We start from the raw sequence: 22687 nt of genomic DNA on the forward strand, positions 1-22687 counted from the left end.
TTACACACCACTCCCAGCAACAAGGAGAGTGTCTTGTCGTGTTTCTTTTGTCGTTGCGCCTATCTCAATCACTTCAGTCATCTGCCGTTCAATATGGCGAATTCTTTCACCATTCTGATCAAAATAATAGAGTTTATCGTAAGGAATTACGGTTTTGACCTGATTTTCCATGTGCAAGGAAGTTAGGAAGGTCTTTACGAAAAATATGCCCATCTCCGATTTGATCTGATAAATATTTTCCGATCCAAGACTTTCTCTAGTTAGGATCTCCCCTTCAACCACAAATCCATCGATGCGTTCATTTGGGGACATGAGCACATGCTCTGCACGGAAGCCAATTGAACCAATTTTCGATGTTGTATCTACCTTCAACCCTCGTACATCAGTAAACTGAAAGATATTCATAGCTGGAGTCCCGATGAACTGTGCTGTAAAGACATTATCCGGATCATTATAAAGTTTCAATGGCGAATCTGCTTGCTGAATAACCCCTTTATTCATAAGAACAATCTCATCCCCCATAGACATGGCTTCCACCTGATCATGGGTGACATAGACAAACGTCGTGCCCAGCCTTTTATGAAGTTGAATCAACTCCGTGCGCATTTGATTACGCAGCTTGGCATCTAGATTGGAAAGCGGTTCATCCAAAATAAATACTTTTGGATTTTTAACCATCGCACGGGCTAAGGCAACCCTTTGGCGCTGACCGCCGGACAAGGTTTGCGGTTTTTTATCTAGATAAGGCGTTAATGCAACGATTTCGCATATATCATGAATCAAAGTTTCTCGCTCTGCCTTCGGCACTTTTCTGTTTTTCAGACCAAATTCAATATTTTGACGTACGGTCATCGTCGGGTATAAGGCATAGTTTTGGAAAACCATGGCGACATCTCGAAGACCTGGCTGTGTATCATTAACGCACTTATCACCAATCCATATTTGACCTTCATTCTGTTTTTCAAGTCCTGCAATCATGCGCAGCGTCGTTGATTTCCCGCAACCAGATGGGCCAACGAGAACGGTAAACGACCCATCTTTAATCGTAAGATTCAAACCGCTGATAATCGTCTCTTCTTTATACTTTTTGCCGATATTGATCAATTGGATCCGTGCCATACGTTCATCTCCTTTACTTGTCTGCTGTTGTTACGCTTGAATGGTGACAGTGCTATTCTGTATAGCCTGCATGAGCTGCTTCAACTCGTCTAACGTGTACAAACGTAAATCCCATTGCTGATCGTCCCCGTTCTGATAAGGAGAAATGAAACAAGTTCGCCCTCCCGCTTGTTTGACCGGATACAAGTCATTCCATGGATTATCGCCAATCGATAAAACCTCATGCGCGAGATATCCCTGCTCAAGTAACGATGTCATGTACTTTTGTATGCCAAACGGTTTATCAGCACCACAGTAAATTTCGTTAAACATATGGTGTATTTGCATATAGTGCAAAAATTCGATACCGGATTTTTCGTAAGTATTGGTCATCAATATTTTTCTATCCACTACGGTTACGTTCTGAATGGTTTGAAATAGGTCCTTGTGCAGACCAAATTGATAAGGAGCAAGAATCATTTCCTCACGTACTTGTTCAAAAGCAACTTTCATTTTTTCTTCAGAAATGTTGTACTTATGACGGGTTGCATTTACGATTCCCCAAGGATCTCCCATATAGATCAGATTGGCATCATATATGGATAAAGCTGCGTATTTCTCAGCAAATTCTTGCCCTTCGAGCTCATCACCGTTCGATAGAAATCCATGAACAAATCTCCCAGCGTTCTGAACAAGTGCGACATCATCTAATTTGTGATAAAAATGGCCAAGTTTGATCGTATGATTCCCTGCTAAAATCTTCCTTGATGATTCTATTGAAAATTGTGTATCTTGTTCCCATTCTGTACCCTCTAACAAATAGCGGATATACCGATCCATGAAAGAGTCTTCTTGATAAAGTGTTCCATCCATATCAAAAATAATTACTTTAATGTCAGATAACCATTCCACAGGTAAGATCAGCCTTTCTTCTAGTTGAATTAGTAGTTGGCCAGCTTCCTTACTAGGAAGCCGGCACTTCTCTTCCGCTGTTTACTTGCTCAACAATTTATTTGCTTTTTCAGCAGCCTCGTTCATCGCATCCTGCGGTTTAACATCTTTTTCGAGAATGGCTTTCGTCATGGCATCGATGATCGTTTTTGAAATTTCTGTGTACCCATTTGCGCTCGGACGAAGTACGGCATACTGTAATTGATCCGAAGCAACCTTGTATTGTGGAAACTCTTTGTAGTAAGTTTGCAATTCTTCACTTTGTAAAGCAGATAGACGGCTTGGCAAGTATCCAACATATTTATGCTGATAAATCGTATTTTCTTTGGTTGTCATGAATTTAATAAACTCCCAAGTTGCTTCTTTCTCAGCATTGCTTAGCTTAGATGTGATGGACAAATGACATCCACCGGTCGGAACACCATACTGTTTGTTTGCAGGCATAAAGCTGGTCGCCATCTCAAAATTATTACCTTTAGCTACCTCCATGCTTGCAGAAACGCCTGCGGTGGATCCGATTTTAAATGCGGAAAGCTGATTGGTCCAATCTTTATCGGCATCAGCACCTGCTGTCTTTCCAACCGTAAATTTGATTAAACCGTCATCGGACATTTTCTTCCAAAACTCAACCGGTGCTACACCTTCAGGAGAGTTGAACGTTGCTTTTTTATTGTCGTCGCTGATCACTTTACCACCGCTTTGTGCGACAAGTGCCTCATACTCCCAGACGCCGACAGCCATTGTCAATGGTGTTTTACCTTTCGCTTTCAATACGCGGCCATATTGCTCCAGCTCTGCCCAACTTTTGGGACCTGCAGGATCCAAGCCAGCATCTTTTAACATCGAGACATTCTTGTAAAAGATCGGTGTGCTGCGCATAAATGGAATTCCGTAAAGCTTGCCATCCACATACGCATTCCCCATAAGTCCCGGGATAAAGTCTTTAATATTCACTTGTGCCTCATCCCTTGCAGCAAGTGGTGTTAAATCAGCTAGCATGCCTGAGCGGGAAAAAATGCCGGTAGAAGAAATTTCTAGATCAAATACGGCTGGCGCATTTCCTGCTGCGAAAGCAGCTTGTACTTTTGCATTCAGATCGTCGTATGTACCTTGGTTCGCTTGCTGCACTTCAATTTTGTTCTGTGACTCATTAAATTTTTTGACGAGGATTTGTTTCGCTTCCTCAATCTTCCCACCATTAGCTGTCCAGTATTTAATGACAACTTTTTCTCCTGAAGAGGCAGTAGAGCTCGAAGCAGACTTACTGTCTGTACCACCTGTACCACATGCAGTTAACATGACAATGGAGCTAAGCGTAAGAAGAGATACCCATTTTTTCTTCATCATTTTCAATTTCCTCCTAATTTTTGATATCAAATTACAAAGAAAGAAGCCTAAATCAACCGCCGACTTAAAGTCGGCCGCTAATCAGGCTTCTCCACTACTCCAACCTACTGCTATTTACTTGTCTTATTCATCATAATCGACCTGTATTAACCCAGTGTCAAACCCATGTGAATGTTTTGAAAATTCAAAAGCTTATTTAAACCGTCTCACACAATAATACGAAGCTTCTTTTCTTCTTCACCATACGTTTCCCGCCATAATTCCGATTTCGAAGAAGATACGGCGGTTGCGCCATACTTAAAACATTCCATGGCATGTGTTCGTTCAAACAGCAATCCTCCTGTAATGATCGGGATAGATGTAAACTTTTTGATTTCCCCAATCATTTCTGGAATTCGAGCTGGCATAACCTCAATGATGTCTGGTTCGATTTGAGTAACACTTTTGGAGATGTTCTCCATCCCCTCGGTATCCACGAGGAAAAAGCGTTGAATGGTGAACAGACCCATTTTTTTCGCTGTTTTTACTACATTCGTCTTCGTGGTAATTATGCCTGTTGGTTTAATGACCTTCGCCAAGTAATCCATCCCATAGAAATCCGTACTTAAACCGCCTATCTTTTCCATATGTAGAAAGACTGGTATCTGATGACTTTTGAACACATCCACATAACTTTTAATGACACCAATATGTCCTGTTAGCAGAAATACGCCACTTAATTGGTTTCTAAGCGATAATGCTATTTCGATTTGTTTCGGTTCCTTAATGGAAGCCACCATCCGGTGAGCATCTAATCTTTCGAAAAATTGTCCACCCTCATCATGCTTAAGTCTCTTCATCTATCAGCACCTCCTCATTAGCCTGTGGGTCAGAACTAAACACTTATTTCTGTTCAGCTGCTATCCGCAATGAGACGCTGCATGCTCGATCCGAATCTGTACCGCGAGCATTAGCATTGTGTCTAAAATGCTTCATCGTGTTGTACAACATCTCTACATTCTCAGTTAAAGCAGTATCTACTAGATCGATTGCTGAAATTCGAATTTCTTCCTCATCAATCTCCATCATCCGTAAACCATGTTGATCGAGACAAGCGGATAATTGAACAAATGTCCAGTTATTCTGATTGACAATCGAATCAATGTGCGTATGACCATTCACATAAATGCCTACGCCTTCTTTCTTGCTTAAAATCTTCCACATATCAATACTAGGATGAATGGATCCTTTGTCTTTATCCGAATTCGTTGTGGTTTGGTGTACGGGATGATGAGCAAATACGATAACAGGTACGGATCCAGATGATTGAATGACATCTTCAAACCATGTAAGTTGCTCTTCGTCAACCCATCCTCCCCAATCCTCAAAATCCATTTCTTTCGCTGTATCCAAAAATACAAGAACGGCTTGTTCCGTTGTAATCGCATGATAGCGTGGTTGTCCGCTTATTGCGAGTACTTCTCTTCTCGTTTGTGCATACAGATCATGATTCCCCAAAGCATGATAAAAAGTTACTCCACTTTTGCGAACAATCTCATACACTTCCTGCAACTCAGAGGTGTGACCATAATTGGTAAGATCCCCCACTGAAATATGAGCATCTGCTTCCAATTCCAAAAATCGTTCCAGAAATGTTTGAAAGAAAGTATCACGTGCCTCTAACCATCCTGGAATTGTTTCATCAACCTGGTGATAATGTAGATCTCCCATCAGTACTAGTTTCATCATTTTTCTCTCCTTCTCTCTATCAAAAATTGGATGTGATGACATCTCTTATTTCATGATAGTGAAGGATTATTAAATCTAGTTGCATTAATCATGGTTAAATTGTAAATATTTTCTTTTACATTTTCTTTACATCACCCGACTATGCAAGAATGAGACAACCAATTACCCACATACCTTGTTTAAAAAGGTGGAAGGGATGAGACAATTCCTGATGAACCAGCAACCAAGGTACTATTTTTACACGATAAGAGCATCTGTCATCAAAAGAATACTTGTATTTGATATCCTTCTAGGAACAGTGATCTATTTTGGGATCAAAATTATTTCCTCCAATGTGGCAGTTGCAACAATAGGAAGCATAATCGGCACTGAGGGAGTTAAACGAACCATTGGGAGAAGATTGCTGTGAATTTGCCGCGGCAACCTGCTCCTTTCATTCCTTTAACTTATGCGGCCACATCTCTTCGTGTAAACATAAGCCACGAGATCAGATTAAATACAAGAAAGTAAACCGCAAGCATTCCGATGGAAAATGATAGCGTCATGCCACTTTGATAAGGTCTCCCGCTCAGATATTGGGTAAGATCGGTATTCGCAAATAACAAATATCTGCTCCAATCAAACCGCTGCAGCGCCTCCAACAGAATATTGCCTCCAAACATGGCAACGATGGAAAACGAGATGGCCATGGTGCTGCTGCGGAAAGCGGATGAAATCATAAAAGCCATGGTCACATAAAGGATGGTGGATACCCCATTAAGCAGATACGTTTTCCATAAATGAAGGAGCATATTTTTCTCAACGATAATCCCGTCATATGTGACCTCGACCAGTGGCAGCTTCAAATCACCGAACCCGAACAGAATACCATTTACAGTAAAAGATACAACGAATAATATGAGTAACAAAAGCAAGCCGAACATCAATGATGCTGCATATTTGGCTATGAGAATCTTAAGACGATTAGCGGGTCTAATTAGGAGCAGCTTAATCGTACCCGTCGAGAATTCGCCTGCTAGGATGTCGCCTGCGATAATAATGGTGAATACGGTAATCACGAGCAACATAGAGGCTGAACCATTGATGCCATCCCATAGCGTGCCTTCCGCCGTGGGTATATTTTTCTCAAGATGATAATCAATGAGTGCGATCCTCTGGAGGTTATAAGTACGGCTTTCTGCATTTAGTTCCGGCTTTGTTAAAAGCTCTGTTCGGTGCTCTTTCTCCAGTGTCAACTCCATCTTCCAACCTTCGCCTTGCGACCGTTTGCCATCCGAATGCCATTCCATGATGTTAACAAAAAGAACCAATGCGATCATAAAACCGACCAGGATCCATGTTCTCGTCCTTCGGTAGATTTTCATGTTTTCATTACGTACAAGATTTATTACTCTGCCTTCCTCCCAGTACCCGTAATCTCCAAGAATCGATCTTCCAGCGACGGACGAACCATTTGAACACTATAAACTCGAATTTGGTATTGCGTTAATTGGGCCAGCATGTCCGGCACGTGATCCCGTTCTGTTGTGACTTCAATGAGTCCCTCTTCGACGAGCTTAACTCCTTGAATGTCTTTCATGGCTCCCAATACATCCATCGCTTGTTCGAGTGGCTGTGCTTCGATTCGATAGGCGGATGTTTGACCGCTTCCTTGGGTAAAATGCTGGATCGGCTTTACGTCGATTAGCTTGCCCTGTTGCAGAATGGCCACTCTGTCGCACATGAGTTCCATCTCGGATAATAGATGGCTGGATACGATAACCGTAATACCTTCCATGCGAGTCAACAGACTTAAATAATCGCGCAACTCGCGAATGCCTGCCGGATCTAGACCGTTCGTCGGTTCATCCAGTATCAACAAGGACGGTCGGTGCAGCAGAGCTTGAGCGACCCCGAGCCGTTGGCGCATACCTAACGAGTATTTTTTGACCTTGTCATGTATGCGGTTCTCCAACTTAACCAGTTTGACGACTTCGTCAATTCTTTCTTTCGTCACACCTGGTGTCATGCGGGCGTAATGAACGAGATTGTGATACCCACTCAAATACTTGTACATTTCTGGATTTTCTACAATGGCTCCGACGTGTTGAATCGCTTGTTCAAATTCGGTCTTGATATTTTTACCTTTAATTAGGATCTTTCCATGAGTGGTCGACATCAGTCCGACGATCATCCGGATGGTTGTCGTTTTGCCGGACCCGTTCGGGCCAAGGAAACCAAAAATTTCGCCTTGCGGCACATCAAATGTAAGATTGTCGATGATGGTCGTTCGGCCGATCCTTTTCGTTACATGCTGCAAACTAATGATAGGTTCGTTACTCATACTCGGCCTCCATTTTACTTTCTACTTGACCCTTGAAATTCAATAAAACGCCTATGTCAGATTGAATTTAGCATAATAATTATCGTTTTGCAATAAATTATTGTTGTTATAATTTTCTGATCAACAAAAAACCACCCCTTAATAGGAGTGGCTAACTACGTATAAGTACTTAACTTTCACTAAGTAATTGTCCAATTTGCATTATTCCACAAGCCGCTTCCAGTCAAATAGAACCCCCATCGCCGAGCTTCGATTGTTAACCAACAACTCGTACGCTTGCGGTGCATCATGAGGTGAATACCGATGCGAAATTAATGGTTTAACATCCATTCTCCCTTGCAACAGGTAATTTATGAAGAGTTCCGCCATATCAGGATGTTGCCATCCTTTGTAAGACATTTGGGCATGAATACCTAGAATCGATACCGAGTTAGAAACGACGTTACGGCCCATCCCTTGAACCGATGGCGTAGCTGTATCTCCCAATAGTATGACTCGTCCCAGTGGTTTAACAAGTTGAGTAGCTTGTGCTAATACAGCAGGATGTCCGGTAATATCAAATACGACATCCAGCATCTTGCCCTTCGTCTGCTCAGCGATATAGGCATTCGCCTTCCCTGCATCCATTGCTAGCCGATGAATTCCCGGTTTATCCCACACAAGTTGAACACGGCTCTCTGCTGGATCCATGGTGTAAACTTCTTTGGCTCCAGATAAATAGAGATACTGCGTCACGAGCTGACCAAGGAGCCCTAGCCCAATGACGCCGACTGTTTCTCCGAGAAACAGTTCTGCTCTTCTCACGCCAAGCTGGGTCGTTTTGGACAAATTAATCCACGCACCCTCTTCAACGTCTATCTCCTTTGGCAGAAGTACAGCACGTGTAGACTCCGTCTTAAAATACTGGGTATGCGAATTTTCTACAAACACGCGGTCCCCTTTTTGTACATGCTGAACGGCCGTCCCTACTTCGATCACCTCAGCCACTATGGAATAGCCGGGACGAAATGGATAGTGCACCCAGCTTGACCAATTGGTATCCGGATCAAAGACGCCTCTCAGGCACTGAAGCTCTGTCCCTGTGCTGATTAGCGAACAAATTGCCGCGCATAACATCTCCGTCTGTCCGAGTGAAGCGTCAAAAGATTCCGTGATGACCTCCACCTTTTGCTTTTCAGAAAAAACAATGCTAACTGTTTCCACTTGTTCTCCTCCTTATATAGGAATTAACTCCCTTCAGATAAGTGTAGATGAGGATACTTTTGGAAAACAGTACAAATGTTTGTTGATATTTAACACTTCTACAGCTGGTGGTCCATCGCCACTTAATGTAGGCGACTAAATAGTTCTTTGTATTGACGAGGTGATATGCCTGTATATTTTTTGAAAAGTCGTGTGAAGGTTTGAATATCGTTAAAGCCCAACATGTCACTAATTTCCGTGATTGTCATCTCACGCAACTCAAGTAATGACTTAGCTTTCGCAATTTTGATTTCCCGGTGCAGCAGAATGGGTGATTTGCCAAACATCGTTTTGAAATGATTGCTGATATAGGTCGGATTCATGTGCAATTCGATAGCCAAATCGGCGAGCGAAAGCGAAGCTTCGGGTTGATTAACAATTTTCAACAAAATCGATAAGAAACTGTGAGAAGGCTGACTCTCCGTAGAGGTCTTAACGCTACCAAACGCATTATCCAAAAGTAAATATAGCAATTCCAGCGACTTCGCCTTTTGCAAAATAACATTCGGTAAGTGTCCTTTTCTAGACATGGAAAGCATGAGTTCATCGAAGACTTCTTCGAACTTTTGATGATTTTTAAGAGAATACGTGTAGGGTATCTGTAAGAAAGGCAGAACATCGACCACATGCTGAATCATATACGTGAAGTGCCACCAAAGGAATTCTGTTTCCTCATCACTATCTTTATATTGATCATGCTTGAGGTGAGGAGGAATAAAGATAACCGTCCCTGGGGCCAAATGATAAACCTTGTCTTGCACTTTTAACTTGGCAGTTCCTTTTCTTATGTACGTCATCATGTAGTACTCTTCAAAAATACGATTACGATAGTTCATCTCCACGCGATTATGGTTATCAAATTTGAGAATGTTCAAATCGGCAGTTTCCAACAGAGCGGAGATTACATCTTCTTGCACGTGTGCCACTTCCTTCTTTTGGACAAGTCTTCTGCTGCTGGTTACATGAGAATTGTAGCATTCTACGAGGTTTTTTTGTATAAATTTGTATCGAAAAGTCAATACTTGGAGCAACCTCTGTGAGGTTAGGAGAGGGAGGGTGAAGATGCAGCCTACGGAACAAATCACGGTTAAGCAATTTGGAATTATTCTATTTTCTTTTGTTGCTTCTACAATCATCTTAACGCTTCCTGGATTGATGGCGATGTATGCGATGCAGGATGCTTGGATTTCAGTAATTCCATCTACGTTGACCGGATTATTGAGTATTTGGGTGATGATACTACTTTCGAAACGATACCCTGGTTTGACCATCATCCAATACAGTCAAAAGATCCTGGGGAAATGGTTAGGAACATGCTTGGGCTTATACTATATCTATTTTTGGTACTTGTCCCTTTCGGTTATGACGATCCAACATACCTTTTTCATTAAAGCACTGTTATTACCAAGAAGTCCGTCCATTGTAGGTAGTCTGACATTACTAATTCTTTGCGGTCTGGCTGTTTATTTGGGAATAGAAGTCATAGGAAGAGCTACGGAGTTTTTAACACCAATGAAATTGATTTTCCTGATTCCTCTCTTAATATTAACGATTGGAGCCGTAGATCCCGAACAGCTAAAGCCTATACTGGGTAACGGCATATTGCCGGTTTTACAAGGAGCCATCCTCCCAGGAGGCGCATTTATGAATCAATTGTTTATTTTGGGATGGCTTCTCCCTTATTTAAATCAGCCGAAAAAGGCATTCAAAGTATCTTTGCTTGCTCTTTTAGCTATTTTCATTTTTGTTTTTATCGTTGTCATATCGGCGATTATGGTTCTCGGTTCATTAACAGGGCAACTGAACTATTCGTATTTAAGTGTCATGCAATACATTGGCATTGAAGGTTCATTTGAACGACTAGAGGCAATCGCAGTCATGATATGGGTTATTGGAAGTTTTTCAAAAGTATCCGTTTCGTTGTTTATATTATGTATTAGTATAAGCCAGATTTTCCGTATCCAAAATTATCGTGATCTCGTAGCACCAGTAACCCTACTCGGTCTCATTGGATCTGTCTGGGTATTTAAAAATGGTGCAGAACTTCAAACCTATCTGACGTTGATTTACCCAAGCGCTGGTTTTGTCACGCAAAGTCTTATCCCCCTACTACTTCTCATGATCGACACGATGAAAAGAAAAGTGAACCCTTCACTGCTGTAACAGCATAGTCCCAATGGGTTCAAAAATAATTTTTAACGGGTCAACGATGCTAGGCACGTTGACCCGAAACATGAATAAGGAACCGAGTATCGACGATATGCCGATTAATGTCCCGAATATAGCCGCTTCTTTGTATTTTTGCATACTAAGGAAAGATCGAATTCTAACAAATGACCATACAAGTAGGACACCAATATAGGCGATTGCACTTAAAATCATTTTTTGATTTCCTTTCTCTCCAAGTGTAAAGGAGGCCCCGCCATCCCGCTGCCTAAGATATTGATTGACACCTCAAGAGCAACATCCACGTCTGGAAACCTATCATTCCACTGATTTTTCAACACTTTCCATTGTTTCGGCTTATTGCGGTAAATTTCCCGGCCGAACCCCACACTATCAACTTTGTATTGCGACTGAACTTTAGATAGGGCATCTTTGACTTGTTTTTGGACAGAGTTCTCCAACGCCTTTTGTACAAGTTTAATATTATGCGGCTTGCGAATATCTAAGTTTGTATTGTTTTCCCAAATGTTCCCTTCCCCTTGCAGTTGTATCTTGAATGTTACCTTATCTCCCGTGATCTGGGTGGTCATCTTTCGATTCGTCTTTGCAAGAATCATTCCCACTGTTCCATCTGCTTCTGGTATGCTGGCGTTAAGACTGCCATGTTTCATACGATTTGTTATCCATAGGAACCCATTGGTTTCATTCTCATTGAGAAACCCAGCTAACTTAAAATCCTTGAAAATGGCTGATCCCGCTAGCTTGAATATATGGTCTTCCTTTAAACCTTCTGTTATGCCATCAGGTGTTATAGCTCCCAATACTGGACTGATTCCCTCTCCAGATGCAGCTTGAAAAAAGTCACGCAATGTGATTGCCAATTCGCTATTTAAAGCTTCCATTTCTTTAATAGCTTCACTGGGCACTTGTTCAAAGGGGTATTTCACTTTCAAGATGTCCCGGCCTTCTCCCCCCTTAACCACCATCATGTACGTTTTTAAACGTTGTTTCGAATCGTGCGTATAAATGTCCAGAATATCTGCAATACCGCTTTTGGATAACCGTTCACCTATAAAAATAACAACACGATGTGCCGTAAACAACCTGCGTGAACTCTTCTTCTGGAGCCTATAGAACGCTTCATTAATGTTCTTACCAACTGCAGATATCACAAAAAACTTCTCATTGCTGCTTCCACCACTTCCTGGCCCTCCTTGGGAGGATGAAGGAATCGCAATTTGATGTGATAAGATATAGTCCCCATCATCCGTTATGTCAAATGCCGTCCCCATAATGAAGGCAAGATCATTAATTTCGGTTCGATCCCAACATCCACTGGTGGTTAATAGTGTAAATAGCAAACCAATGTAAAGGAATGGTTTCATTCTGAACTCCCTTTCCCTTTTACCGCATTTTCTGGGCTTGGTTTTTGACCTGCAGGCTCACGGACCGGGTTGCTTGATGCTGTAGTTAGTGGCCGTTGTGTCTTCGCCCATATCGGCGCGCGGATGAAGACATCCTTTAACTCCTTGAAAGTCATCGGTGCTGCCGGAGTGAAATAGGGGATACCAAATGATCGAAGCGATGTGATATGTAACACGATGGCCATAAACCCTATGACAATGCCATAGAGTCCGAGCGTTCCGGCCAAAAATAGCATTGGAAACCGAAGTAATCGGATGCCATTTCCAAAGCTATAACGAGGAATCGTAAACGCGGCAATCCCCGTAATTGAGACAATAATAACGACTGGAGCGGAAATAATGCCCGCAAGTACAGCCGCTTGACCGATAACCAACGCACCAACTATACTAATCGCTTGTCCAATCTGTTTCGGTAATCGAATCCCTGCTTCCCGTAAGGCTTCAAAGATAATTTCCATGATGAATGCCTCGACTACAGCTGGCAAAGGAACGGGCTCTCTAGAGGAGGCAATACTTAACACTAGATTGGTAGGTATCATCTCCTGATTAAAAGTCGTTATGGCCACATATAACGGAGGAGCAAATATCGCAATACTGATGAACAGAAAACGAATCCACCTTACAAAAGTTGCAATCGGCCAGCGAACATAATAATCCTCACTTGCTTGGAGCCCCGTCCAGAATGTCATGGGAACTACAAGTACAAATGGAGAGGTATCGACGATAATCGCTATTTTCCCTTCCAATAACTCGGCAGCAACAACATCAGGTCGTTCCGTACTGTGTACAAGTGGAAAAGGCGAATATGGACTATCTTCAATAAATTCCTCTACATACCCAGAATCAATAATGCCATCAACTTGAATTCGAGATACCCTTTGTCGTACTTCTTCAATAATCGTTTCAGAAGCAATTCCAGCGATATGCATAATGGAAACTTGGGTTTGGGTAAGTTCACCAATCGTAAAGCATTCCAATTTCAGTCTTGATGTTTTGAGCCTGCTGCGAATTAATCCAATATTCGTGGAGAGATTTTCTATAAAACCATCCTTAGGACCACGAATAACAGGTTCAGATGAAGGTTCTTCAAGGCTTCGTTGTGACTTACTATTCACTTTGACCATCATGGCTTCACTGTTCCCAATTGTAAGAACAGCGGCTTGTCCTTTTAACACTTGGTTGACAATCTCACTTACTTTGGATGTAACACACGTCCACCCATTGTAGATAATATGATCATCCAACTCGTCTGTTTTTTCAATGACAACATGGTCTTGTTTGTCCGATTTGGCAATCATCGGTTTTAATACATAATCGTCAATCAGAACTTCATCAACAAGCGTTTCAAAGTAGATGATCAGCCAATGATTTTGTCCACACATTTGAACTTTACGAAAAACAATATCATCACTTTTTTGGAATATTTGTTTAAAAATAGATTCATTGTGCTCTAAATCTGTCGTTAATCTAGCGTGCTCTTCTTCAGATAAATGATCCTCAGGTATAATGGGATACCCAGGTTTCGTGTGTAGCCATTTCCTAAACCATTTCACTGAATGAGCCTCCTAACGAGTTTCTAGTACACCTAATTTTCCATTATTTCACCAAAAATATGCGGATGATCGTGGAGTCATTCTTAGCAGCCAAAAAAAGAAACCTGCTTCAAGAGCAGATTTCCTTCTCGCCTAGCCTAACGTAATGCCGATGGCAGCATTATCGGCAGGCGTTCCGAGCCAGTATCCATAAGCAATTGCTACTTGAACAAACTTGCCTACCACTTCTGGGGCAGGAGGTCCTGGTGGCACAGTTTCCACTGGGCGTCCAATTTCATTGAAAAACTCCCCCATTTTCACTGTCGAAGCGACTAACAAGGAGACCGTTTCATTTGAGGAATTTCTCCAGGCGTGCTTCACATTGCCCGGAATATCCACACTATCGCCAGCCTTAACTGTAACCCACTTATCTTCTGTGAAACATTCAAGTTCCCCCTGTAGAATAACAAATGTTTCTGGATCTTCATGACTGTGAACAGGAACGACAACACCTGGTGGAACCACAGCTTTCATTAGAGAATAATCTTTATTAACTGATGAATCCGTTACTAATTGAATCTGCGGACCCATAGTATCCAATACATTTGACATAACGAATAGCCTCCTAAAAATAATATAATGTTATCATTCCTATATCCTATTATTAATTATCTCAATCTGATGAATTCTATAATTAGGACATGACTCATCCTAGCATTAGGATGGTTGTGGAGTCAATCCGATCTGGGATCCAATTCGTGGGAATGAAAAAAGCCGCGATGTACGCGGCTTTTTCCGACTTCTATGCCAGAACGTTATGAAATAACGAGTCCGCCATCAACTCCAATAATCTGACCAGTGATCCAGCTTGCATCTCTATCAGCCAAATGAACAACCCAACTTGCTACATCATCTGGCACGCCGCGACGCCCTAATGGAATCATTTTGCGTTCATGTTCTTTAACTTCATTAATCTGCTCTTCACCAAGCCCCATTCGATCTCGAAGAAAATCAGTTTCAACGGGGCCACTCGCGATCGCATTCACACGAATGCCCTTCGGAGCGAGTTCGAGAGCCCAACAACGCGTCAGATGTTCCACAGCTGCTTTACTTGAAGCATAGAGGGATAAGTTTGCTGCCGCTTTACTTCCGTACGTACTCGACATGTTAATAATGATGCCCTTTGTTTTTTCGAGATGTGGAATGGCAGCAGCGGCTAACAAAGTCGGCCCCATAACATTTACAGCGAAAATATCATTGATCGATTTCGCGCTTACATCCGCGAGTGGCTGGATAACACCACCCCCTGCATTATTCACGACGATATCTAGGCGTCCCCAATGTTCAATAGCAGCAGCAACTGTCTTGCTTGCCGACTCCGGATCGCTAACGTCGGCGACAAATGCTTTCATGTTCGGCTCGCTAGCAGCTATCTCTTCCAAAGGTGCGATTTGGCGCCCGGTGATAAGAACTTTTGCTCCTTTCGCAGCAAATAAACGAGCTGCCGCTAGCCCGATACCACCACCACCACCTGTGATAATGACAACTTTATCTTGTAACATATTCAAAACTCCTTTATTTTAAATTAATTAACTAATAATTAATTGATTAACTATTTGGGAAACCTGTCCGTTCAGGACAGAATGTAAGGATTAGACCATTTTTTTCAACAACGTTTCCAACTGTTTCTGTTCTTCATAGGTAAGCTTATTACCCATTTTCTCTGTAATTGTTAGTTCGTAGACAGGCCAAACTTGCTGGATCATGTCATGACCCTCTGGTGTTAAACTAACAAGAACTCTTCTTCTATTGCTTGGGTCTAAATTTCTTTGGATGCTCCCTGCCTTCTCCAATGAATTCAATAAATTGCTAATATTCGCCCTAGTGACAGCAAGATCATCACTTATTTCGGATGGAACCATTGCTCTCCCACTAGACTTAAGGGCAACTAATACACACCATCGTCCCAAGGTTAGATCGAACTTAGCGAGTTGCTCCTCTAAATGCTGAACCAAATGATGATTCGTTTTGTAGAGTGTAAGAAAAAGATGGACCTGGAGCGGAGATTGCTCAAATGGGTTCCACGGGTCTATAAGATAAAACCTCCATCCCTAATAGTTAATCAATTAACTGTTTACCTGTTAACAATACAATTTTCTTATTCACATGTCAAGGCGGAACGTTTTCCAAAAACTAGCTCCTAAAATGAAATACACCACAAATAGTTAGTAACTCCCTAACCATTTGTGGTGTGTTTCAAGACGGATTGTCTGTCTGGATTTATTTCCTTTTTTATGACTCCACATATTGCTCTAGGGCGTTTAGATCACTAATCGTAATCTTCCCTCTAGAAAGTTGAATAATCCCTTCCTTCTCTAGAGCCTTTAATGTTCTGCTAATTACCTCGCGCGCGGTACCCAACTCAACGGACATACTATCATGGGTGATGTGAAGCGGTTCGGATTCATCGCCCTGTTGCGCCAATTGAACAAGAAATTCCGAAACACGTCCACGAATGGATTTAAAGTTGAGGCTATCTAGCAGATTGGACATTATCAGAATTCGATTAGCGAAAGATTTAAAAATGAACTGGCGAAACATCTGGTAATGATCTGTCCAATGGCGGAACATATCCACTGGAATCAACAGCACTAAGCCATTTGTCTCTACGCAAGCGGAAGCTTCATATTCCCCTTCACATAATATACTTGAAGACATCAATGGACAACATTCCCCACTGTGTATTCTGTATAGTGTGTATTCTCGGCCGCTGGCACTTAATTTGTACATGCGGACTGTCCCATCCAATAGTAAGAAGGCATACTCTAACAATTGACCTTCTTTAATTGTATAGTTGGGTTCCATTTCTACGACTCTAATGCCGACTTGATCCCAATCCTGATCTGATATGTCAGCCAGACTGGGGAATTTTGAATTGATTAATGGTAAATATTCAGACAGATTTGAACTCAACCGCTTCAACTCCCTGAGTCATTGCGTTGTCTTCTCAATTACCTCACGCCAAATCCCATGCCATAGACGCCAGGCATTGCGATTTCTTTACCGAGCTTGGTTGCTGCTTCAAGCGTCCAATATGGATTTCTTAACATACCACGACCAACGGCTACAAGATCTGCTTCTTCGTTGCCGATAACTGCATTAGCTAATGCGAAATCATCAAGTCGTCCTACCGCTATGACCGGAACACTTAGCGCATTCTTAATCTCTCTTGCCATTGGTACTTGATACGCGACATGTGTACCAGGTCTTCCATGGGCAAGTATTGGGCCTTCTCCACCAGAACTGACATGGAAGAGGTCCACGCCAGCATCTTTGTACACTTTAGAAAATGCAAGGCTCTGCTCCAAACTATAACCGCCATCGACATACTCTCTTGCTGAAATACGCATAAGAAGCGGCATATCAGCTGGCATTACGCTCTTAACAGCTTGAATGACTTGCCGACCAAACAAAGTCAAATCTTGCCCATATTCATCTGTACGTTTATTCGTAAAAGCAGATTGGAACTGATGGATTAAGTAGCCATGAGCTCCGTGGATTTCAATGGTATCAACGCCAGCTTTGATCGCACGCTCAGCAGCTAAACGAAATTTTTCAACCATTTGCTTCGTTTCTTCTGTTGTTAATGCGCGCGGCGTCTTTGATTTATCATCGAATGGGATGGCAGAAGGTGCAACTGGCACTTCCGCATCTTCGGCCTTACGACCCGCATGGGCAATCTGAATGCCAACTTTAGCACCGTATTGGTGTAACGCATCGACGATACGTTTTAAAGGTGCAATATGTTCGTCCGACCAAAGTCCAAGGTCGTGATTCGTAATTCGTCCATCCGGCTCAATATCTGTCATCTCTATGATGATCAAGCTAGTACCACCGATTGCACGACTTAGATAGTGGTTATAATGCCAGTCATTTACGATTCCGTCATTATTCGTTACGGCATACTGACACATCGGAGGCATCACCACGCGGTTTTTCAATTCTAGTCCTTTAATTTGAAATGGTGTGAATAAATGTTTCATTTCATACATCCCCTTAAATTCAAATTATTATATGATTAATTCTCTTTGATTTGTCTCATCATAGGATAGCTATTTAAGCATCAGTTCTGTTTCGCTCAATCCAGTTTATTATGTGATTGGCAACTTCTTCGTATCCCTTTTCGGCTATGATCCAATGCGACCGTTTGGGAAATTCAATGAACTGAGTTGTAGATCCAGAGTTTTGATTATAGAGTTCAAAATTTTTCTTAACCATCGCTGCAGGAACAATATGATCCTTCTCACCAGCAATAATAAGAAGTGGTCCTCGTTTGCCGTTATCAAAGTTAACCGTTAGTGGGCTCTTCGAATTGAAGGAAGCAAATGCACTTTGAAAAAATATTCTGGTCGTTTCGGGTACAGCATATTTGAATGCTTCTTTTTGTTCGTTTAACGGCATGGTATTGACAAAAGCATATTGGAATTGCTCAAACGTTAGGCTAACGGTCTTTCTCCAAGGCTTCAATAAGATGGAAGCTACCGACTTCTTAGCCGTCTTGAAAGCCCCTGCGTTGATCCCTTTCGAAGCAGCTGGGTCAATCGCGATACCCGCGGCTCCTAAGTTGCGATCCATGAGAATTTGAGTAATCAAACCGCCAAAGGAATGACCAATGATAATCGGTTTTACTGGCAATGCCTTAATAATTCGAACATAATGATCAACGACCTCCGCCAATCCAAGTTTACCGAGATTGTCTGAAGGGTTATTTCTAAGCTCTTCGATACTGCGGGCATGGTATGGCCATGCGGGAGCCATCGTTTCAAATCCTTGTTTGATGAAATAGTCTCTCATTGGAGACCAACTATCCGGTGTCTAAAGGCACCATGTATGAAAAGTATAACCGGTTTTTTAGTAGAAGTTGTATTGATCGTCATAGTCAAATCCCCCCTGATGTTGGATGATTTATGTCTCTGCTTTTCTTTGTGCGTCTCACAGTTACGATCATATCAGGGTTAGTCTTATCGAACCGTAACTTTGTCACATAAAACAAACGTCGGCATTTTGCCCGACGTTTGTTAAGCTGCTGGAGCTCACACACATTAAATTCTAAGGGGTATAAATAACACTAGCCTAGCAATATTAACAATGATGGTTGTATCCTTGGATGATTAATAAAGTCATGTAACTGTCAATTCAATAATCCATGATTCTCAATTCGCACCTTCACATGTGCATGCAGATCAATTTTGGCAAATTCTTTGTTCCAATCAAGCGTCTTCCATAGCTTCGGATGTAGTCCTTTTAACCGAAGACCTATGCCAAGCCCATCGCAATTTGCCTCCTGTAGTTGATGAAGCGATTCATCTGCGCGTTTTGTTAAGATCTCCTCTAGTTGTCGTTCCATTAGCTCTAGATCCGCTTTCTTTAATCGGACACCTGATGGGTTGTCGATCAATTCGCAGTTCATTTTGACATAAACATCGGCTTGAATCGGCCCGTTTGTGTGTAGTTGAATAGAATGATTCGTAGTGCCATAGGTAAATGTAGCAAAGGATTGATTAGGACCAACTTGTTCGGTAACTGCCCCATAGACTCTCTTATTCGTTAAGAGAACATACGCTCTGGCATGTGTTTCGTCCAATCTCCCCGTCATGGAGGTATTATGAAACAGGGCTACACCATCAATTTTTGCGCGATTTCTCATTGTGGATTGGGAGAGATAAGGAAGTACATTGTCAATGCCTTCAGCAAACATGATCTGTGTAATTAAATAAGGAGATTCTGTCGGAATTAACCCCTCCTCCTCCCCGCTAATAAGCAAGTCATACAAGTATTCACTAATCAGAGAGCGATCCTCGATATCGAGTTGTACAATTTTTTGAGCTGATGGATCTGTAACGGCGATGTATACATTGATAGGAAAATGCGCCTCTCGATAGAAAAAGTCCAAACCCTCATACAAATTTTTCTCAGCCAATTGACTATTGACTAGGAGAATACGTGTTTCGCGAAGATCCATATGTTGTGACACGATACGCTGTAAATTCATGCTAGCTTCTTGAACACTATGGCCTTCGCCACTGACTTTCGGAGTAACGACCTTCCCTTGTGACTCAACTGAAGTTTTGACAGTAGGTATGGAGACCGTTAAACGAATGAAATCATTTTCTAGCAAATCGATACCCGCTGTGTGAACCATGCGTATATTTTTCAATTCTCTTTGATCCCAACAACCGCACAGGCACAAACACAAGATAATCAAAAATGATATTCGGAATAGCTTCATGATTCTTGCCATCCTTTCTTCCCAAAAGCTTTAACAATCACTACGATGACGATAATGAATAGGAATGACATCGCTGTAACCCAATCCTTCATGATGTTATAAAGGGAGTCTAGTTGATCGGCGGTAAAAGGCCATATACCAGCGATAAAGAATAATCCGCCACTACTGATAGATAACCAGAGCGGCGTCTGCGGTTTCTTTAACATCGCTGAAATAGACGAAACGAACAACAGGAAGTAGGAATAAAATGAGGTCATGACGAAGAGGATCCAGATCGAGATGACGATGAGGTCCATCCTTTCAATAATATTGAACGAAATAGCTTTCATTTGATATAACAGCGGTTCTCGAATATAGCTAAGCATGTCACTACCGAACAATATCGTAGATGAAAACACGCTAAACGTATAGAACAGGACGGTTGTCCCGTTGCTGTACATAGCGATTCTCAGTACTTTTTGAGAACCTAGATGTTGTACATACTGAGGTAAGACGAGTAAAACTTCGATTCCAGCTAACGCCCATATGACGATGCTGGCCCCATGGAATAACTTTAATGGACTCCCATCAATTAACGGCAGAAGGTTATATATATTCCAATCTTTTACCGAGTACAGGGCAAAAACAACGAAAATGGGAGCCAAACACGTTGTAATCACGGCAAATCTGGCATAAACGGTAATGGGTTGTACCATGATATAAACGCATATCGTGATAAAAATAAACAGCAGAATAGCATTGGGGGTTCTATCGTAAGCCCATAGATTCGTGGTATGTATCCAATTTGCTAAAATTAAGTAAGCGATTATGGCATAAAACCCAGCTAACAGGGCTAACAAAAATCGACCGAATACTTTGCCAAGACGCTGCATGAGTACTTGAAACACGTTGGCTGTAGGCGACTTACTTACTGCAAGACAAACGAAATAAACGAAGAGACTATTGATGCCCCCTCCGATTAAACAAGCAATCCATGCACTAGTACCGCATTGGGTATTAATTTCACTTGCAATTGAAATGATCGCAGAGCCGAACTGAGCTTGTAGCAACATGCAATAAAGCTGAATAGGAGCAATCCTCAGCGCTTGCTTCGTCATTTGGCATTGCTCCTTATAGGCATGCTGTACGGTACACCGAATGGCTCAAGGGATAAGAAGTGAATAAGTAATGCAATCGTAACGAAGATGATGCCATAGAAACCAAGAATCGAAGCGCCGACTAACAGGATGAACTGGGCGACTAAGGCGAATATCCGCATTTGATAGGTTGGAATCATGAATGATCCAATCATAGATAATGCAACGATGACAATGAATACATTCGATACGAAACCAATTTTCACAAGCGATTCGCTAATAATGATCCCGCCAGCAACGCCAACCATTTGGGCCAATTGCGAGGGTAATCGAATTGTTGCTTCCGCAATCAATTGAAAGATCAAGATCATAATGATAGCCTCAATGATTGGTGGATAAGGTACATTTTCCAATGAACTCTTGATATTAATGGTCATTTTAGCGGGTAATATTTCATGATGAAAAGTCACCGTCGCGATATAAACACTGCAAACATATAAGCTGAGTAACAATCCAATTGCCCTTAAGCTTTGTAGAATCCAAGCGGTTGCGTGACCGAGTAATATCGAATCGACTGATTTTAAAAACGTATAAAAAGAAGCGGGCACAATTAAGCAAGTTGAGCTTTGATCGCATAATACGGCAACTCTGCCTTGCATCAATAAGCTCGAAGTTGTATCTACTCTTTCCGTACCGAATATTTGAGGGAAAATCGATCGTCTCGCTGTCAATTGATGTTGAAGCTTACCTGGATGGACTTCTGTCTTGGATGTAAAGCTGGATATGCGACTGATCGTTTCTTGTACGATTCCCTCATTTGCGACTCCTTCGATCCACACAACTGCAACTTTGTGATTCGCTTCTTTACCAATAAAAAAATATCGAATGATTAACTTATTGGAGGATGCACGAACCCTAATAAGGTTCAAATTCACGTTTAAATGTTCCACAAATCCTGCTCGTTCGCCAACGATCGAAAGTTCATTAATGGGTTCCTGGATAGAGCGAACATTGGATTGTTCCGCGTTAAACGCGTAGAGCACATCTGAATCGGCAATCCCGATAAGTCCGTTACCTTTCATAAGCACTTTAATCGCATCTTGAATCTCGTAAATGGACTCAACATTTGTTGTCGTTAGCAGTTGAGCAATGTTCATGTTCTCATAAGCGCTCGAGTTGGTCTGAAACCATTGCTTGAATACACTTTTTTCCAATTTTTTGACGTCGCAAAGTGTTTCAAGATATATCAAATTAGCTTCTTTTCCTTCAATATCAAATGCCCTTATCTTTAAATCATCCGTATGAAATAATTCCTTTTTTATTTGCTCTAATAGCTTTTCCATGACCAACCCTCTTTGGACGTAATTTTTGAATTATGCCCAACTGAAGGAATTTTATGTAAATGAAGTATTTACTAGAGTGATCCCGTTTATAGATTGTTAATAAACCATTTAGAAGGAATCAATACACTTGATTTAGACTAAATGAAACAGTTTGAAATGAAAGGATCG

At 41.7% G+C, this 22687-nt stretch carries 20 protein-coding genes and 2 pseudogenes; 1 reads left to right on the forward strand and 21 read right to left on the reverse strand.

From position 1 onward, the window contains the following. From AC58QT_RS05145 to AC58QT_RS05185, 9 genes are all read right to left on the reverse strand, one after another. Positions 1-1119 carry an ABC transporter ATP-binding protein gene (locus tag AC58QT_RS05145; protein WP_497407989.1) on the reverse strand — a complete coding sequence of 373 codons (1119 nt, stop codon included), beginning with the start codon at positions 1117-1119 and terminating at the stop codon, positions 1-3. 30 nt (positions 1120-1149) lie between these two features. Further along, complete coding sequence (locus AC58QT_RS05150) at positions 1150-2010, reverse strand: HAD family hydrolase (protein WP_497407990.1); 861 nt, start codon at positions 2008-2010, stop codon at positions 1150-1152. Between the two features lie 81 nt (positions 2011-2091). Continuing rightward, the gene (locus AC58QT_RS05155; RefSeq protein ID WP_497407991.1) at positions 2092-3396 is read right to left on the reverse strand and encodes an ABC transporter substrate-binding protein; all 1305 of its coding nucleotides are present in this window, start codon (positions 3394-3396) and stop codon (positions 2092-2094) included. 206 nt (positions 3397-3602) lie between these two features. Beyond that, on the reverse strand, positions 3603-4235 hold the full coding sequence (locus tag AC58QT_RS05160; RefSeq protein WP_497407992.1) for a glycerol-3-phosphate responsive antiterminator: 633 nt from the start codon (positions 4233-4235) through the stop codon (positions 3603-3605). A gap of 43 nt (positions 4236-4278) precedes the next feature. Further along, on the reverse strand, positions 4279-5124 hold the full coding sequence (locus AC58QT_RS05165; protein ID WP_497407993.1) for a metallophosphoesterase family protein: 846 nt from the start codon (positions 5122-5124) through the stop codon (positions 4279-4281). 446 nt (positions 5125-5570) lie between these two features. Next, positions 5571-6551, reverse strand: coding sequence for an ABC transporter permease (locus AC58QT_RS05170; protein ID WP_497408091.1), 981 nt, complete (start codon positions 6549-6551; stop codon positions 5571-5573). Then, complete coding sequence (locus AC58QT_RS05175; protein WP_497407994.1) at positions 6512-7447, reverse strand: ABC transporter ATP-binding protein; 936 nt, start codon at positions 7445-7447, stop codon at positions 6512-6514. The genes AC58QT_RS05170 and AC58QT_RS05175 overlap by 40 nt, the downstream gene beginning before the upstream one ends. A 201-nt stretch (positions 7448-7648) precedes the next feature. Further along, positions 7649-8650 carry a zinc-binding dehydrogenase gene (locus AC58QT_RS05180; protein ID WP_497407995.1) on the reverse strand — a complete coding sequence of 334 codons (1002 nt, stop codon included), beginning with the start codon at positions 8648-8650 and terminating at the stop codon, positions 7649-7651. Positions 8651-8772: 122 nt separating this feature from the next. Next, on the reverse strand, positions 8773-9606 hold the full coding sequence (locus AC58QT_RS05185) for a helix-turn-helix domain-containing protein (RefSeq protein WP_497407996.1): 834 nt from the start codon (positions 9604-9606) through the stop codon (positions 8773-8775). 145 nt (positions 9607-9751) lie between these two features. On the opposite strand from AC58QT_RS05185, the gene AC58QT_RS05190 reads away from it, so the two are divergent. Beyond that, complete coding sequence (locus AC58QT_RS05190; protein ID WP_497286762.1) at positions 9752-10852, forward strand: GerAB/ArcD/ProY family transporter; 1101 nt, start codon at positions 9752-9754, stop codon at positions 10850-10852. Here AC58QT_RS05190 and AC58QT_RS05195 read toward each other — a convergent pair. From AC58QT_RS05195 to AC58QT_RS05250, 12 genes and pseudogenes are all read right to left on the reverse strand, one after another. Continuing rightward, positions 10841-11071, reverse strand: a complete 231-nt coding sequence (locus tag AC58QT_RS05195; protein ID WP_497407997.1) for a hypothetical protein — start codon at positions 11069-11071, stop codon at positions 10841-10843. The genes AC58QT_RS05190 and AC58QT_RS05195 overlap by 12 nt on opposite strands. After that, positions 11068-12240: a Ger(x)C family spore germination protein gene (locus AC58QT_RS05200; protein ID WP_497407998.1), complete on the reverse strand. Its 1173-nt coding sequence runs from the start codon at positions 12238-12240 to the stop codon at positions 11068-11070. Before AC58QT_RS05200 ends, AC58QT_RS05195 begins: the two co-directional genes overlap by 4 nt. After that, positions 12237-13832 carry a spore germination protein gene (locus AC58QT_RS05205; RefSeq protein ID WP_497407999.1) on the reverse strand — a complete coding sequence of 532 codons (1596 nt, stop codon included), beginning with the start codon at positions 13830-13832 and terminating at the stop codon, positions 12237-12239. Before AC58QT_RS05205 ends, AC58QT_RS05200 begins: the two co-directional genes overlap by 4 nt. Positions 13833-13964: 132 nt before the next feature. Next, the gene (locus tag AC58QT_RS05210; protein ID WP_497408000.1) at positions 13965-14423 is read right to left on the reverse strand and encodes a cupin domain-containing protein; all 459 of its coding nucleotides are present in this window, start codon (positions 14421-14423) and stop codon (positions 13965-13967) included. A 203-nt stretch (positions 14424-14626) separates the two neighbouring features. Next, complete coding sequence (locus tag AC58QT_RS05215; protein WP_497408001.1) at positions 14627-15373, reverse strand: SDR family NAD(P)-dependent oxidoreductase; 747 nt, start codon at positions 15371-15373, stop codon at positions 14627-14629. A 204-nt stretch (positions 15374-15577) separates the two neighbouring features. Beyond that, a pseudogene (locus tag AC58QT_RS05220) lies at positions 15578-15826 on the reverse strand (MarR family winged helix-turn-helix transcriptional regulator); the annotation flags it as partial. Positions 15827-16103: 277 nt separating this feature from the next. After that, a complete protein-coding gene (locus AC58QT_RS05225; protein ID WP_497408002.1) occupies positions 16104-16784 on the reverse strand; it encodes a Crp/Fnr family transcriptional regulator in 681 nt (226 codons plus the stop codon). 38 nt (positions 16785-16822) lie between these two features. Next, the gene (locus AC58QT_RS05230; RefSeq protein WP_497408003.1) at positions 16823-17854 is read right to left on the reverse strand and encodes an NADH:flavin oxidoreductase/NADH oxidase; all 1032 of its coding nucleotides are present in this window, start codon (positions 17852-17854) and stop codon (positions 16823-16825) included. Between the two features lie 73 nt (positions 17855-17927). Continuing rightward, a pseudogene (locus tag AC58QT_RS05235) lies at positions 17928-18668 on the reverse strand (alpha/beta hydrolase); the annotation flags it as partial. A 334-nt stretch (positions 18669-19002) separates the two neighbouring features. Continuing rightward, positions 19003-20112, reverse strand: a complete 1110-nt coding sequence (locus AC58QT_RS05240; RefSeq protein ID WP_497408004.1) for a Ger(x)C family spore germination protein — start codon at positions 20110-20112, stop codon at positions 19003-19005. After that, on the reverse strand, positions 20097-21197 hold the full coding sequence (locus AC58QT_RS05245; protein WP_497408005.1) for a GerAB/ArcD/ProY family transporter: 1101 nt from the start codon (positions 21195-21197) through the stop codon (positions 20097-20099). The genes AC58QT_RS05240 and AC58QT_RS05245 overlap by 16 nt, the downstream gene beginning before the upstream one ends. Continuing rightward, positions 21194-22519 carry a spore germination protein gene (locus AC58QT_RS05250; protein ID WP_497408006.1) on the reverse strand — a complete coding sequence of 442 codons (1326 nt, stop codon included), beginning with the start codon at positions 22517-22519 and terminating at the stop codon, positions 21194-21196. Before AC58QT_RS05250 ends, AC58QT_RS05245 begins: the two co-directional genes overlap by 4 nt. Positions 22520-22687: the final 168 nt, after the last annotated feature.

The organism is Paenibacillus sp. J31R109 (genome assembly GCF_059692055.1).

What these genes read in the sequence shown, in the direction of transcription:
- AC58QT_RS05250 (WP_497408006.1), bottom strand. Translation starts at nt 22,519, where the DNA reads ATGGAAAAGCTATTAGAGCAAATAAAAAAGGAATTATTTCATACGGAT.
- AC58QT_RS05210 (WP_497408000.1), bottom strand. Translation starts at nt 14,423, where the DNA reads ATGTCAAATGTATTGGATACTATGGGTCCGCAGATTCAATTAGTAACG.
- AC58QT_RS05175 (WP_497407994.1), bottom strand. Translation starts at nt 7,447, where the DNA reads ATGAGTAACGAACCTATCATTAGTTTGCAGCATGTAACGAAAAGGATC.
- AC58QT_RS05215 (WP_497408001.1), bottom strand. Translation starts at nt 15,373, where the DNA reads ATGTTACAAGATAAAGTTGTCATTATCACAGGTGGTGGTGGTGGTATC.
- AC58QT_RS05155 (WP_497407991.1), bottom strand. Translation starts at nt 3,396, where the DNA reads ATGATGAAGAAAAAATGGGTATCTCTTCTTACGCTTAGCTCCATTGTC.
- AC58QT_RS05165 (WP_497407993.1), bottom strand. Translation starts at nt 5,124, where the DNA reads ATGATGAAACTAGTACTGATGGGAGATCTACATTATCACCAGGTTGAT.
- AC58QT_RS05200 (WP_497407998.1), bottom strand. Translation starts at nt 12,240, where the DNA reads ATGAAACCATTCCTTTACATTGGTTTGCTATTTACACTATTAACCACC.
- AC58QT_RS05195 (WP_497407997.1), bottom strand. Translation starts at nt 11,071, where the DNA reads ATGATTTTAAGTGCAATCGCCTATATTGGTGTCCTACTTGTATGGTCA.
- AC58QT_RS05240 (WP_497408004.1), bottom strand. Translation starts at nt 20,112, where the DNA reads ATGGCAAGAATCATGAAGCTATTCCGAATATCATTTTTGATTATCTTG.
- AC58QT_RS05160 (WP_497407992.1), bottom strand. Translation starts at nt 4,235, where the DNA reads ATGAAGAGACTTAAGCATGATGAGGGTGGACAATTTTTCGAAAGATTA.
- AC58QT_RS05230 (WP_497408003.1), bottom strand. Translation starts at nt 17,854, where the DNA reads ATGAAACATTTATTCACACCATTTCAAATTAAAGGACTAGAATTGAAA.
- AC58QT_RS05145 (WP_497407989.1), bottom strand. Translation starts at nt 1,119, where the DNA reads ATGGCACGGATCCAATTGATCAATATCGGCAAAAAGTATAAAGAAGAG.
- AC58QT_RS05245 (WP_497408005.1), bottom strand. Translation starts at nt 21,197, where the DNA reads ATGACGAAGCAAGCGCTGAGGATTGCTCCTATTCAGCTTTATTGCATG.
- AC58QT_RS05190 (WP_497286762.1), top strand. Translation starts at nt 9,752, where the DNA reads ATGCAGCCTACGGAACAAATCACGGTTAAGCAATTTGGAATTATTCTA.